The organism is Nostoc sp. C96 (assembly GCF_059384975.1).
In genome coordinates this window covers 4,009,705-4,022,601 of record NZ_CM182020.1, presented here as the reverse complement: position 1 = coordinate 4,022,601, position 12,897 = coordinate 4,009,705, and the positions used below count along the sequence as shown (strand labels likewise).

Annotated in this window: 15 protein-coding genes; 8 read left to right on the top strand and 7 right to left on the bottom strand. The window is 38.4% G+C overall.

Features of this window, described 5'->3' with window-relative positions; all coding sequences use genetic code 11:
- Window positions 1-54: 54 nt before the first annotated feature.
- Window positions 55-225 (bottom strand): photosystem II assembly protein Psb34, encoded by a 171-nt coding sequence (gene psb34, locus AC504W_RS17175; protein ID WP_494873487.1) that lies wholly within the window; start codon window positions 223-225, stop codon window positions 55-57.
- A gap of 188 nt (window positions 226-413) precedes the next feature.
- Here psb34 and AC504W_RS17170 point away from each other — a divergent pair, with 188 nt between their 5' ends.
- The gene (locus AC504W_RS17170; RefSeq protein ID WP_494879365.1) at window positions 414-890 is read left to right on the top strand and encodes a hypothetical protein; all 477 of its coding nucleotides are present in this window, start codon (window positions 414-416) and stop codon (window positions 888-890) included.
- 219 nt (window positions 891-1,109) lie between these two features.
- On the opposite strand, the gene AC504W_RS17165 is transcribed toward AC504W_RS17170, so the two are convergent.
- Together AC504W_RS17165 and AC504W_RS17160 are read right to left on the bottom strand one after the other, a co-directional pair.
- Complete coding sequence (locus AC504W_RS17165) at window positions 1,110-1,589, bottom strand: tellurite resistance TerB family protein (protein WP_494873485.1); 480 nt, start codon at window positions 1,587-1,589, stop codon at window positions 1,110-1,112.
- 113 nt (window positions 1,590-1,702) lie between these two features.
- On the bottom strand, window positions 1,703-2,971 hold the full coding sequence (locus AC504W_RS17160; protein ID WP_494873484.1) for an FGGY-family carbohydrate kinase: 1,269 nt from the start codon (window positions 2,969-2,971) through the stop codon (window positions 1,703-1,705).
- 158 nt (window positions 2,972-3,129) lie between these two features.
- Here AC504W_RS17160 and psaM point away from each other — a divergent pair, with 158 nt between their 5' ends.
- Complete coding sequence (gene psaM / locus AC504W_RS17155) at window positions 3,130-3,225, top strand: photosystem I reaction center subunit XII (protein ID WP_015115322.1); 96 nt, start codon at window positions 3,130-3,132, stop codon at window positions 3,223-3,225.
- A 49-nt stretch (window positions 3,226-3,274) separates the two neighbouring features.
- Here the strand turns inward: psaM and AC504W_RS17150 are convergent, their stop codons facing one another.
- Window positions 3,275-3,430 (bottom strand): hypothetical protein, encoded by a 156-nt coding sequence (locus AC504W_RS17150; RefSeq protein ID WP_494879363.1) that lies wholly within the window; start codon window positions 3,428-3,430, stop codon window positions 3,275-3,277.
- Between the two features lie 106 nt (window positions 3,431-3,536).
- On the opposite strand from AC504W_RS17150, the gene AC504W_RS17145 reads away from it, so the two are divergent.
- Complete coding sequence (locus AC504W_RS17145) at window positions 3,537-3,773, top strand: DUF3134 family protein (RefSeq protein ID WP_494873483.1); 237 nt, start codon at window positions 3,537-3,539, stop codon at window positions 3,771-3,773.
- 221 nt (window positions 3,774-3,994) lie between these two features.
- Window positions 3,995-5,410, top strand: coding sequence for an MATE family efflux transporter (locus AC504W_RS17140; RefSeq protein WP_494873482.1), 1,416 nt, complete (start codon window positions 3,995-3,997; stop codon window positions 5,408-5,410).
- Window positions 5,411-5,413: 3 nt separating this feature from the next.
- On the opposite strand, the gene AC504W_RS17135 is transcribed toward AC504W_RS17140, so the two are convergent.
- Together AC504W_RS17135 and AC504W_RS17130 are read right to left on the bottom strand one after the other, a co-directional pair.
- Window positions 5,414-6,937 carry a hybrid sensor histidine kinase/response regulator gene (locus AC504W_RS17135; protein ID WP_494873481.1) on the bottom strand — a complete coding sequence of 508 codons (1,524 nt, stop codon included), beginning with the start codon at window positions 6,935-6,937 and terminating at the stop codon, window positions 5,414-5,416.
- 123 nt (window positions 6,938-7,060) lie between these two features.
- On the bottom strand, window positions 7,061-8,974 hold the full coding sequence (locus AC504W_RS17130) for a PAS domain S-box protein (protein ID WP_494878677.1): 1,914 nt from the start codon (window positions 8,972-8,974) through the stop codon (window positions 7,061-7,063).
- 472 nt (window positions 8,975-9,446) lie between these two features.
- Here AC504W_RS17130 and AC504W_RS17125 point away from each other — a divergent pair, with 472 nt between their 5' ends.
- The 4 genes from AC504W_RS17125 to AC504W_RS17110 all read left to right on the top strand — a co-directional run bounded on the left by AC504W_RS17125 (window position 9,447) and on the right by AC504W_RS17110 (window position 11,914).
- Window positions 9,447-10,337 carry a DUF8832 domain-containing protein gene (locus tag AC504W_RS17125; RefSeq protein WP_494873480.1) on the top strand — a complete coding sequence of 297 codons (891 nt, stop codon included), beginning with the start codon at window positions 9,447-9,449 and terminating at the stop codon, window positions 10,335-10,337.
- 406 nt (window positions 10,338-10,743) lie between these two features.
- Window positions 10,744-11,067 carry a hypothetical protein gene (locus AC504W_RS17120; protein WP_096578324.1) on the top strand — a complete coding sequence of 108 codons (324 nt, stop codon included), beginning with the start codon at window positions 10,744-10,746 and terminating at the stop codon, window positions 11,065-11,067.
- Window positions 11,068-11,392: 325 nt separating this feature from the next.
- On the top strand, window positions 11,393-11,593 hold the full coding sequence (locus AC504W_RS17115) for a hypothetical protein (protein ID WP_096578322.1): 201 nt from the start codon (window positions 11,393-11,395) through the stop codon (window positions 11,591-11,593).
- Between the two features lie 117 nt (window positions 11,594-11,710).
- Complete coding sequence (locus tag AC504W_RS17110; protein WP_096578320.1) at window positions 11,711-11,914, top strand: hypothetical protein; 204 nt, start codon at window positions 11,711-11,713, stop codon at window positions 11,912-11,914.
- A 126-nt stretch (window positions 11,915-12,040) separates the two neighbouring features.
- Here the strand turns inward: AC504W_RS17110 and AC504W_RS17105 are convergent, their stop codons facing one another.
- Window positions 12,041-12,811, bottom strand: a complete 771-nt coding sequence (locus tag AC504W_RS17105; RefSeq protein WP_494873479.1) for a glucosamine-6-phosphate deaminase — start codon at window positions 12,809-12,811, stop codon at window positions 12,041-12,043.
- Between the last annotated feature and the right edge of the window lie 86 nt (window positions 12,812-12,897).

Below are 12,897 nucleotides of genomic sequence, written 5' to 3'. Positions count from 1 at the left end.
GAGGTCAAAGGAGAAGGTCTAAATGTCGATGGGATATACCGAAGTCTCAAAATCTTAACTAACTACAAACCCAAATAAAACTAAAGCTGTTACAAGTGCAGTTGCAACTGCGCCTTGGATAACGTAACGGCGTTGTTCCCAAATGGCTGGATACTCGGCGTAATACATCTTAGGTTCGGTTGCATAGTTATTCAGAATGCCATCTTCGTTAATTGTGGTATACATAATTTTTTTCCTTGCTTGTTAACTTATGTAAATAAATTTAACAATATTGTTACAAAAGGTCAAGTGGACTTGACAAAAAAAGTTTTATTGATTTCATTGCTTTAGCTTATTGATGCTGATGTTTGGGAAGATGTCGGATAGTCCATCTTGGTTTTACACTGAAGTCTGGAGTGATGAGGAAAAAGTTGATGCGATTGTTAATGAGTACATTACTTGCCAGTGTTAGCCTTGGAGTATCTGCATTAGCTGTTCCAGCACAACAGTCGGTTTCTAATACGCAAGTTGCAGCAATGGTAGAAGCGCTGCGAAAAGCTGCACCCCAAACGGGTAAAGTCAACGATGGACTTTATAGTGATTGGCAAGTTCAACCTGGTACAGTCAAAGCTTGGTCGAAATTTTGCCTCAAAAAAGAACTTACACCAACACAGTTTGAAAATAATCCAGCAACTGCACGCCAAGTTATTTCTTGCATTACGCGTCGAGAGTTAGACAAACAGTTACGCGCCGCTAACAATAATGAAACTGCGGCGGTTAATGGTGTTGCTTGTTGGTGGATGACTGGTAACTATACAGGTTGTAACAGTGGCTTTACTGCTGCTTATGTCCGAAAAGTTGTTACTTTTTATCAGCAGCAGCGTACTAAACCCTCTACTACTCAATCATAGAAATAGTGTTTATCTTGATTGCCTATCCCCGAACTGACCGTTCGATTTGGGGCAAAGGTATTGATTTTTATTCGTTATCGGGGATTGTTGTAAGATTGTTGACTTTGTGGAAATTGATTAAAAGGTAGAAAGCACCCTGAAGGTTGCGGATGATGGGAGTGGAATTTTGTTTTAGGTGGGTTAGCGATCGCCTAACCCACTCCTAGTAATATTTAAAAATTATTCTTCGTCTTCGTCTTCGTCATCTTCACATTCTTCTTCGTCTTCTCCAAATACTTCATCTATAAGTTCTTGAGCGCGTTCGTTGGAAATATTCAAAGCTTCTTGCAACTCAGAAATATAATCTTGTTCGCTATCGGGTACTTCTTCATCAATACCTACTACCAAAATAGCGGTGATGTATGCGGCTTCACGATAACCTCTGTTTGGCAAGGATTCAATCGCTTTGGCAATTAAGTCTTCTGGATCTTCCTCTTCTAACAGAGAGACTAATGTTTCGCCTAATTCTTCAAAATCTTCTTCAGAATAATCTTCAAATTGAGCAATTTCGCCCAGCATTTCACTCAAAGCGTATTCTTCGGAGTAGCTAATACCTTCACCATCAGCTGCGCCGGAAAATAGCCCGATAAGAGCGATCGCAACTTCTGGTTCTAAAGCAACTGAACTGGCGCTACGGCCTTTGGGCAAACGTCTAGACATAAAAATCCTATAAAAGTTTGATACTGCTTAAGCAAGCAATTTCTCAGGCTGGAAATCGCTTCTTCGTTAGCATTCCCAAAAAAATCAGAAAAAACACAGGAATTCTGGTTTTTTTAGGTAAACTTTTTTTCATCCTTGTGGTTGCTTGCTTTTGCTTTCGCTAAAAGTGCTGTCCCATAAGCGGCTTCGGTGTTTTCTGAGGCAACTACAGGTACTTTTAAATGCCGTTGACGAATAGCATTCCAAGTAGAGTTTGCTGCACCACCGCCTGCTGTATAAACTCGTTGTACCTGATTTGCTCCCAAGTTTTGTAGTAATTCATAACCCCGTGCTTCTATCCGCGCCATACTTTCTAGCAAACCATGTAAAAATTCCCTTGGTTCATCTGGACGGGGTGTGAGTCTTGGTGGTAAATTAGGGTCATTAATGGGAAAGCGATCGCCTGGTTGCAATAAGGGATAATAATCTAAGTTGCTAACTTTGGCTGGATCAATTTCCTGACTCAAGCTTTCTAACTCTGCATTGGTAAAAAATTCTCGCAACACTGCACCGCCAGTATTAGACGCACCGCCAGTCAACCACAAATCACCAAAACGATGACTGTAAATTCCATATCTGGCATCTTCTATACGGGTATGGCTTAATAATTTCAGTACCAAGGTTGAACCCAAAGATGTCACCGCTTCCCCTGGAGATTCTGCACCACTGGCAATAAAAGCGGCGATACTATCAGTTGTGCCTGCACATACCAAGCAATCTTTTGGTAAACCGAACTGAGATGCAATATCCGGGCGAATTTCTCTAATTGGCGTTCCTGGTGCTAAAACTGTTGGTAACTGAATCGGTATTTCTAGTTTTTCCAACCATTCTGGATATTGCAACGCTTCCACGTCATAGCCTAACTTTAAAGCATTGTGGTAATCACTACTACCCAATTGTCCATGCAGGAGAAAGGCTAACCAATCGGCTTGATGCAGAAAATAGCGAGCTTCTGAGAAAAATGCTTGCTGTGACATCCACAGAAGTTTGGCAAGACTGGAAGTAGCACTTAATACTGTATGGTTGGGCGGCGCAATTTGCCTCAATTGCTCCAACACAACTGCTCCCCGTGCATCGTTGTACAGTAAAGGTGCAGCTACAGGCTCACCAGCCCCATCACACAGCAAAACAGTAGAGGAAGTCCCATTGATAGCGATCGCTCTGATTTCTCGCCGCAATGGCTCAGAAATCTCTGCTAATAAGCTCCATAAAGCACTTTTCCAGTGTGCAGCCTCCAACTTCTGCCCAGAATAGCGCACTTCTGTTTGTATCTTGCCTTGCTCATCAATTACCACCGCCCTTGCGCCAGAAGTGCCATAATCAATTCCTAAATACAAATCCATATTTTTATAAATTTTTATAATGAAAGATAACTATAGACTACTGACCGACAAGGGCTTTTGTTGCATCTTGTAACAAGATATTCCCCAAAATCAGCAAAACAAGGAAAAGTAGTAAACGAACTGTCCAATATTGATTTGAGCTTAGGAGATTTTGAACCATGCCCATCTCAGATACCCAAGTTTATATTGCTCTAGTTGTGGCGCTAGTTCCAGGCCTTCTGGCTTGGCGTTTAGCGACAGAACTTTACAAGTAAAACTACGCTCTGACTTCCTAAGCAGAGCTTAACAGTAAGTGCCACACCCTTACACAACAATCAGGCTTTGCTTGGTTGTTGTGTTTATGTTTGGAGACAGGTAATTAAAGATATACATTGCACCCATCACAGACAATGTAGGCGATCGCACATCACAATTTTTTATCCCCCAAATCATTCTTGTGGAAAGAAGAACATCTACCACAAGTTAGAGGCTTTTAAAATTACACGCAGCAAACTGTTAATCATACCGGGTTGCAATTGCTGAAAGCAACTTGGGATGCAGAGAAACTCTTCAGGGGTCAAACACAATGGTTAAGCTGTCTAACCCTGCTCTCCACGAAGAACCCCGTTATCAGCCAGCACCAATAATTCCTCTCAAGCAAGAGCAATCTTTACTTGATTGGTTAGCTAGTACTGGTCGATTACAACCTTACGTATTTGCAGAAAACTATTACGAAGATGAGGAAGAGGACGAGGAAGAAGTGGTAGAGCCAATCGATACAGATGAATATGAATCAGAAGAAATCGACCATTTAGAGGAGTGAATTTAACCACCAACAACATAAACTGCTGTTGGTGGTTCATTTTTGCCGTATCCTACAAAAGCAGAAATGGTAAATTCTCCCATCCTCATACTGTTTCACTTTAAATTTTGATACAAATAGACCGCAGGGGGCAGGGAGCAGGGAGCAAGGGGAAAGAATGGAAAACCGATAACTTTGTATCATTTTTTTCGTGAAATTGTATCTCGTAATTTTTAAATCTGATGATGAATGACAAAACCAGTGGCTCCAGATTGATTTCTGAAGTTAAACAATGTCTGCTGTTAGCTGTTCCGTTAGCAGCAGCACAAGTAGCGCAATCAGCAACTGGCTTTGTAGATACAGTGATGATGGGTTGGCTAGGAAGTCAGACGATCGCATCTGGAGGTTTGGGTGCTGCGCTCTTTATCTTTTTTTTGATGATTACTACAGGGATGATTACGGCTGTCAGTCCTTTGGCGGCGGAAGCCTACGGAGCCGGAAAGCTGGAAGAAGTTGGCAAGATTGTGCGACAAGGGTTATTGATATCTCTGCTGTTAGGGATACCGATTACAGTCTTACTTTGGCATGGAAGTACTTTGTTGGTGCTGTTGGGACAAAATGCTGATACCGCCGCATTAGCGCAAACTTATTTAAGAGCGATCGCTTGGGGTTTTATCCCTGGATTGGGTTTTGCTGTGCTGAAAAGCTTTCTTTCTGCCCTCTCACAACCGCAGTTAGTGATGGTAACTGTGGTCTTGGGTACGTTACTCAATATTACAGCTAACTATGTTTTAATGTTTGGCAAATTAGGATTACCCGCCCTTGGATTAGCTGGTATTGGTTGGGCAAGTACTCTGTCATTATGGAGTATGTTTATTGTCTTGATTATTTATATATTGAGTCAGCGTCGCTTTGCTGTTTACCAAATCTTTCAATTTTCAGCTAATTCCAGTTTTCAGCAACAAAATCGCCACATTTTTTGGGATATTTTTCAGGTTGGCTTACCCATTAGCGGATTAATTGCCGTAGAAGCGGGATTATTCACTGTTGTCACATTTATTATCGGACAATTAGGGACAACTGCTCTGGCCGCCCATCAAATTGCTTTGCAAACGGCTTCTATGTCATTTCAGATGGTTTTGGGCATTTCTTTCGCCACTACAGTACGTGTAGGACAGTTAGCCGGAGAGCAAAATTTGAAGGGTGTGCGTCTGGCTGGATATGTGGGAATTGCTTTGGGAGCCTTGTCTATGGCGATCGCCGGATTGATATTTTGGCTAGTTCCAAAATTGGTGGTTTCACTTTACCTGGATATTGACAATCCCAACAATCAAGATGTGATAGCCTTGGCAATGAAATTACTGGCGGTAGCAGCGATTTTTCAAATTGTTGATGGAATACAAGTCACCGCAGCTGGAGCGTTACGCGGACTAAAAGATACTCGCATCCCAATGTTGATTGGAGTTTTTGCTTATTGGTGTGTTGGTTTATTAACTGGTTACGCTTTAGAAATTTGGTTTGGGTTGGGAGCGCTCGGTTTGTGGTGGGGTTTAGCAATTGGTTTAGCTAGTGCGGCTATAGTCTTGTCTTGGCGGTTTAACATTTTGTCTTCTAGGTTGAGAAAAGGAGTTGTGAGATTCCCTACTCACAACTCTTAATTTTCACGACAGTTCTAAATCACGCAATGTTAAAGTAAATGTCGTCCATCCCTGGTTACTGATGACTTGAATGCTACCTTGCAGTTGTGCTATTAATTTCTGGACGATCGCTAAACCTAAGCCTGTACCACCTTGGTTCCAAATGTCTGTATCAGGGATGCGGTAGAATTTTTCAAAAATCTTGGGTAATTCGGTGATGGGGATTTCGGCTGAGTTACTAATGGTAATCAGCATTTTGACTGAAAATTCCGAAATTTCATGGCTGACACTCAAAATAATTGCACCGCCACTAGGCGTATACTTACAAGCATTATTGAGCAATTCCACTAAGATGCGTTCTAAGCAGGTACGGTCGGAGAATAGTGAAGGCAGATTTTCTGGAAGATTTAACTGCAAGGTTTGTTGATTTTCTTGAGTGCGGATTTGAAATGGCTCGATTAACCAAGGTAGCCATTGTTGGAAGAGTAATAAATCAGGAGCCAGCAGGAGATTAGATGAATTTTCGAGGCGTTGTAACTCTAATAAGTCGTTGATTAATTCCATTTCCCGATCACACTCTGCTTCCAAAACGTCCAGAAAGTAATGCTGTTCTTGAACAGCTGTGGACATCTGTAACATTTGGATCATACCTTTCATGTGGCACAGAGGCGATCGCAATTCATGGGAAACTAAATTTAAAAAGTCATTTTTGAGTTGATTCAGCTGCTCCCACTGAGCTACAAGTTGCTCTTGTTGCATTTGCTTTTGTCGAGCTTCCATTGCTTGTAACCGTTCACTCACATCCCGAAACACTAACACTGCGCCTGTAATATTATCTTTGTCGTCTTTGATAGGTGCGGCGCTCTGCTCAATTGGTGTTTCGCCCCCATTTTGAGCAATCAGTAAAGTTATTGTCGAGAGAGGTGCGATCGCCCCTGATTGTAAAACTTTTGTTAGCGGATTTTCTAAGAGTTCACGAGTTGTTAAATCAATAATTTTAAATATTTCTGATATATTTTTTTCAATTGCTTCTGATTGTGTCCATCCTGTCAATTTTTCCGCCACCGGATTCATAAAAGTGACTAGTTGATTGCTATTACTCGATATCACTCCATCACTAATACTATTTAATAGGGTAGATAACCATTTTTGATTGGTTTTTAATTGTTTTTCTAGTCTGTGTTTTGTAAGAGCTATTTCAATATTAGTTTGTAGTTCTCTTTCTTTAAAAGGCTTGAGTAAATAACCAAATGGCTCGGTAATTTTAGCTCTTTCTAAGGTATTCTCATCAGCATAAGCAGTTAAATAAATTATGGGAACATCTAAGTATTTATGAATTTGCTCCGCAGCTTGTATACCATCCATTTGCCCCTTTAATCTTATGTCCATTAGCACTAAGTCAGGGATAATTTCTACAGCTTTATTAATTGCTTCTTGTCCTGAAGAAGCAATAGCCGGTACTGTATAACCAAATTTTCTCAGTCTATTTTGTAAATCTTTAGCAACAATAGATTCGTCTTCGACAACTAAAATATTTGCGTCTGTCATGTATGTATTTTGTACAAGTAATTACCAAGCAAAGATAAAAATAAATTTGTTAAAAAAATCCATGAGATGAAAACCTCTTTCTGCCTCCTGATGTCTGAGTATGTTAAATATGGATTACCTAACTTATATTAATGGAAATGTTATTTGAAACTCTACACCAGGATTAATTTTAATATTAATATTTCCTGCTATTTGTTGAGTCAAAGCATCAACCAACTGCCAGCCCAAAGATGCTGTATTTTTGAAATTAAAATTAGGTGGTAAACCCACACCATTATCGCTTACGGTAATGGTAAATTGCTGTTCGACTTTTTCTGTAATTCCAATAAAAATTTCGCCATCTCCACCATTAGGAAAACCATATTTTAAAGAGTTAGAAACCAGTTCATGAATAATTAAACCACAGGGAATTGCTAAATCTAAGCCAAGTAACACCTGACAATCAACATTAAATCTTAAAGAGATTGCACCTTCGTAAACTTCGTAAGAACTAAATAAACTGGTGACTAAATCTTGAATATATTCCCCAAAATCGATCCGAGCTAAATCAGGCGATTGATACATTTTTTCATGAACCAAAGCCATTGAGGCAATGCGCTGCTGACTTTGTTGAAAAATGACCAGATCTTGTTTGTCTTTAATATACTCAGATTGCAAATTGAGCAGACTAGAAATTACCTGTAAATTATTTTTGACTCTGTGGTAAATTTCTTTCAGTAAAACTTCTTTTTCGAGTAATGATGCTTGAATTTGCGCTTGAGAATGTTTGCGATCGCTAATATCTTCAATGACAGCAATAAAGTAATTAGGCTCTCCAGCAATATTGTGTGTTAAAGATACAGTCAGATTAATCCAGACGACAGAACCATCTTTGCAAAAATAACGCTTTTCGATTGTATAAGTTTGAATATTACCTATTAATATTTCATCAACATATTTCAACGATGTAATTAAATCATCGGGGTGAGTAATTTCTTGAAAAGTGCGTGACTCTAATTCCTCGGCTGTATACCCAACAATATCACACAGCCTTTGGTTAACTAATAACCATCTTCCATCTAAACCTACATGTGCAATACCAACTGCTGCTTGATGAAATGCTGTACGGAATCTCTCTTCACTATCTCGTAATGCCTTTTCTATCTCTCTACGTTTAGCGATTTCTGCCTCTAGTGATTCGTTGATTCTTTTTAACTCGGCTGTGCGTTCTTCTACTTTGATTTCTAGTTGCGCGAGTATTTCACTCAAAGTTTCTTCGGCTTGCTTGCGCTCAGTAATATCAGTATGAGAACCTACCATCCTGACTACATTACCAGCTTCATCCCACAATGCTTGACCCCGATCTAATATCCATTTATATGTCCCGTCTTTACACAGAACTCGAAATTCAGTCGCGTAAAATGACGTAACTTTGGCAAAGTGATCTTGCACTGCTTTCACTACAGAATCTAAATCCTCTGGGTGGACTCGTATCCAGATTTCTTGAAGGTTATTTTCAATCTCATTGTCTGCATAACCCAGCATTTCTTTCCAACGAGAGGAAAAGAAAACTTTATTTGTTTTGATATTCCAATCCCAAATACCATCATTATTACCACGTAAAGCTAATTGCCATCGTTCTTCACTTTCTCTGAGTATTTCTTCTGTACGTTTACGTTCGGCAATTTCTGTTGCTAGTTGAGAGTTTGCTGCTTCTAATTGTGCATGGCTAGGTAAAGCTAGTGCTTGAGGGATCAACGGTAAAAGTTGTACAGCGGTAGTTACCGAGATTAAAGCTGTGATTGCTTTAATCAATCCTGATAACCAATAGGTGGGATACCACAGCGTCCACACATCCATCACATGAGTTGTACCGCAAGCGATGATAAATGCACCAAACATTAAAAATATCCAGCCGAAAGGCACATCTTTTCTTTTGCTGACGAAATACACCAGTATGAATGGAATTGAATAATAAGCTATGGCAATTAGTGTATCTGAAACAACATGCAGCCAGACTAATCCTGGCTTCCAAAGATAGCAATGCCCGTGGGGAATAAACTGGTTAGGAAAAAAAAACTATCTAAAAACGCCATCCTCAAAACCTATTTATTGTAAAAGTCTTTACTGGAGCGTCATGGTTGGCAAAGAGTTTTTTACCTCCTCAATGTACAGACACCCACAAAGTACCTATGTCCTTCATACTGCATAATAATGCACTTTTAAACTAAGTAATGTAATAAATATTGATTGACATTAAGTTATCTCAAAAACGAGTTGCTTGTTACCGTAAATATTCTGAAATTGGCATTCTCTCTTATAACAAATATAACTTATTCTGATAACGATTTTGCCTGTAATATGAATGACCAACTATTGTTTATCCAAATTGATCTAGGCTAGTCAATTTAAATAGCTATTAGTATTTGGTTAAAAGATGCAAATATGCTTCAGCTTGGTTAGTCATCTTGTAAGCAGTTACGCTATATTTTCATTGAAATGTTAGATTTATTTGGAGAATAAAAGCAAAATGAAGCGTTTTTTGACTGGAATTATTGTACTAACTAGCTTATTGATCACACCTGGTTGCTCATCGGTACCAAAATCTGGAGAAACGCAGGTATCTGCTAGTGATTCACAACATACGGATCATCCGCATGATATGTCGAGTGATCATCAAGAAAACTCAATGGAACATACTGGTCATGAAGCTAATACAAAAATTACTACCCAAGCTAAACTGACTACACCAAAAAATATAGTGCCGAATCAGTCTGTAAATTTAGTCATTAATGTTCAAGATACTGCTGGCAAATCTATCGACAAGTTTGATACTTTTCAAGAAAAACTTATGCACTTAATTGTCGTTAGAGATGATCTCGCTACTTATGATCACATTCATCCAACTTACAAAGGTAATGGACGTTTTGAAGTAAGTACTAATTTTTCTAGTCCTGGTGATTATAGCTTGTTTAGTGACTATAAACCATCTGGACAAAAAGAGGCAGTTTCACTGATGCAGGTCAAAATTCCCGGCTCAGTTCCACTACCGAAAAATTTAGAAAAGTTTGAAAAAACCAAGGTTTTATCTAATACTAAAGTTAATCTTAACTTTGCTAATAAAAATATTTCAGCAGGTAAAGAAGTAACCTTAAATTTTGATGTTAAAGATGCAGCAAATAATCAGCTAATTAAGGATCTACAACCTTATTTAGGTGAAAAAGGGCATTTAGTAATTGTAAAAAGCTCATCACCTTTAGCAGTCTCCGATTATATTCATGCCCATGCTCTCAAAAATAGCGCTGATGGACAAATACAATTTGTCACCAGCTTTCCCCAGCCGGGAACTTATAAACTTTGGATGCAGTTCCAGCGCAATGGAAAAGTTGACACAGCGGATTTTTGGGTCAATGTAGTATGAGTTTGGCGATCGCCTATACTAATTCTGTAGACAAATGGCGATCGCTTACATATTTATTTAATATTAATTTTACATCTATCCAAAAGTATATTTTTAGTTATTTAAAATACCTGCAAATCAAAAATAGTAGTTTTTGTAGGATGCAATTTGTTGCATAAGGGTTGCAATTAAATATCAATCAGTTTATTGTGTTTGATTAAATCACGAAAATTTGTACTGTTTGTTGAGAAAAGCGGGTAGAAAAAGTGGTAGGGAGAAAAATATATAACTATAAGTTCGTCCTACTTCTGATTACTCTATTCAGGCTTAACTTAACAGTATTTTAACTCAAGAGAAAGTGATAAAACCGTGTTGTAGAGGCGTTCTGTGTAATCGAACTTACAAGAAACTATAAGGGCTTGCTGGTATGAGACTATCTGAGCTAGATCCACTCATCCCGCTAAATGATTTAAGAGCAGAACTCTTGAAGTTACCGAAGGGTTACTTATTTTACGAAGCAGAACTGGTAGATTTTTTATCTCGCAGAAGATGGCCTGAGAGTGATCGCCGTATTGACCGTACAACTTTTTGGCGCTGGCGAAACGATAACGGAATTGAACGCCAAAAAGTATTTAGTCGATTGGATCTTATCAAACTCTGTCGTATCTGCGACCACTACCGTGTAGATGGAACTCGTAGTGAGTATTTAACTATCATGAAACAAAAAAAAGAGTTAGCTTTTAACAGATGAGGATGAATCTTTAATACCAAAATACATAAACCCGATTTAGGCATAAATTCAGCCAAAAAATTGGGTTTTTTTACTATTATTCAAAATTTATCTCAAACAAATTTTTACTTTACTTGCTGATATTAATTGAAGAAATGATTGGTAGAACCTAGACACAGACAGCAATTCCCCATCTAAAATCCAAAATGGGATGACATCTATCTATAGTCAGAAAATATATTTAGGTAGCATAAATTAAATCATGCTGTAAGAATGAGGTTTTTATTTAATTCTCCAGAGAGAATTTATAAAAAATAATTTATTTATAGACCTTGAATGTGCCACTATGTTCACCATTGGTGATTATGTGCTGAATCAACAAACAGGTCATCTAGGAAAAGTGATTGGTTACGGGCAGCAAATTATGAACCATAATATGGAAACCGTAACTTTGAAAGTGCTAGTAGCTGAGACTGCTAATTCTCAGAGACGAGAGTTTGTATTCGAGGATCAAGTTTCAGCTTGGGTAAGGTGGTCTGTAGTATGAAACTGCCATTGATATGTGAGAAATTATATTGAAACTTATTAAATAGAATTCAGTATAAATTTTTTATCAGGGGCAAATTTATTAATTGGTTTATCTAGATAATAAAGGTGAAAAATTATGGTAAAAGATGTGATTTTATGTCTCCAAGAAGCTGCTGCGGAGATAATATTTAAACCTAATTCAATATCTAACAAACTTAGTGAATGCTTCATTAGTCCGCCTTGTGGATGTGCTAATCCAGGGAAAGAACTGAAGTGTGAAGATTGTCCTTATCTTGAGGCTTGTTTATCTAGGATTAAATTAGCAAGTGAGGAGTGGTAAGCTGTTAAGCATTTAGTTTGCACATTGAGGCCGCAAGGGAGAGGGTTTACAGCTTTTATTACCATGAAAATGATGCAATTTAAATGACGATTAGCTTAATAAAAAGATATGATTCCTAGCTTTTTTCTACAATAAACTAGCAGAATTTGTATCTAAAAATAACGTTGCCTGTGATTGATGACGGAGAATCGATGCAGGACAATCGGTGCTTATTGTTTGTTGTAACATCTGTTTTACTACCTGAGCTTTACGTTTTGCTGGTGCTAGACAGATAATTTTATTAGCTGAACAAATTAATGGCAGAGTGACTGTAAAAGCATACTGTGGAACACTGTCAATATTAGGGAAGTGGCCTGTATTTACTTGTTGTTGGCGATTGACTAGATCTAATTTTACCAACTTGACACTATAAGGATCTTGAAAATTCGCTACCGATGGATCGTTAAAAGCCAAGTGTCCATTTTCGCCTACGCCTAAACAACATAAATCTATTGGCTGTGCTTGCAAAAGTTGAGTGTAGCGATCGCATTCAGCCACAGGCTCTAATGTATCACCTTGAATATAGTGAAATTGCTGCGGATTCAGTTTATTTTCTACACGTTCGTGCAGATAACGCCGGAAACTTGCAGGATGATCAGCCGTAATTCCTAAATATTCATCTAAATGAAATAAAGTAATTTTTGACCAATCTACACCACCCAACTGTATTAACGCATCTAAAAATTTGAGTTGGGAGTTACCTGTTGCTAATAAAACAGCTGCTTTATCCTGTTTTTTCAGGACATCTTCTAAATATTTGTGTACGATTTGTGCAACATCGATAGCCATTTCCGCTTCAGAATTGTAAATCTGTACGGCTAAATCATCAACGTGAAAAAAATTTTGGGTAGCTACCATTTTTTGAAGTGTGAAGTGTGAAGTGGGAAGTGTAAAATTCACCTGGACAATAGTTATAGTGCTATTTCTACTTTTGCCTTGTTGCA

What these genes read in the sequence shown, in the direction of transcription:
- AC504W_RS17110 (WP_096578320.1), top strand. Translation starts at nt 11,711, where the DNA reads ATGGTAAAAGATGTGATTTTATGTCTCCAAGAAGCTGCTGCGGAGATA.
- AC504W_RS17105 (WP_494873479.1), bottom strand. Translation starts at nt 12,811, where the DNA reads ATGGTAGCTACCCAAAATTTTTTTCACGTTGATGATTTAGCCGTACAG.
- AC504W_RS17170 (WP_494879365.1), top strand. Translation starts at nt 414, where the DNA reads ATGCGATTGTTAATGAGTACATTACTTGCCAGTGTTAGCCTTGGAGTA.
- AC504W_RS17145 (WP_494873483.1), top strand. Translation starts at nt 3,537, where the DNA reads ATGGTTAAGCTGTCTAACCCTGCTCTCCACGAAGAACCCCGTTATCAG.
- psb34 (WP_494873487.1), bottom strand. Translation starts at nt 225, where the DNA reads ATGTATACCACAATTAACGAAGATGGCATTCTGAATAACTATGCAACC.
- AC504W_RS17160 (WP_494873484.1), bottom strand. Translation starts at nt 2,971, where the DNA reads ATGGATTTGTATTTAGGAATTGATTATGGCACTTCTGGCGCAAGGGCG.
- AC504W_RS17135 (WP_494873481.1), bottom strand. Translation starts at nt 6,937, where the DNA reads ATGACAGACGCAAATATTTTAGTTGTCGAAGACGAATCTATTGTTGCT.
- AC504W_RS17120 (WP_096578324.1), top strand. Translation starts at nt 10,744, where the DNA reads ATGAGACTATCTGAGCTAGATCCACTCATCCCGCTAAATGATTTAAGA.
- AC504W_RS17140 (WP_494873482.1), top strand. Translation starts at nt 3,995, where the DNA reads ATGATGAATGACAAAACCAGTGGCTCCAGATTGATTTCTGAAGTTAAA.
- AC504W_RS17165 (WP_494873485.1), bottom strand. Translation starts at nt 1,589, where the DNA reads ATGTCTAGACGTTTGCCCAAAGGCCGTAGCGCCAGTTCAGTTGCTTTA.
- AC504W_RS17115 (WP_096578322.1), top strand. Translation starts at nt 11,393, where the DNA reads ATGTTCACCATTGGTGATTATGTGCTGAATCAACAAACAGGTCATCTA.
- AC504W_RS17125 (WP_494873480.1), top strand. Translation starts at nt 9,447, where the DNA reads ATGAAGCGTTTTTTGACTGGAATTATTGTACTAACTAGCTTATTGATC.
- psaM (WP_015115322.1), top strand. Translation starts at nt 3,130, where the DNA reads ATGCCCATCTCAGATACCCAAGTTTATATTGCTCTAGTTGTGGCGCTA.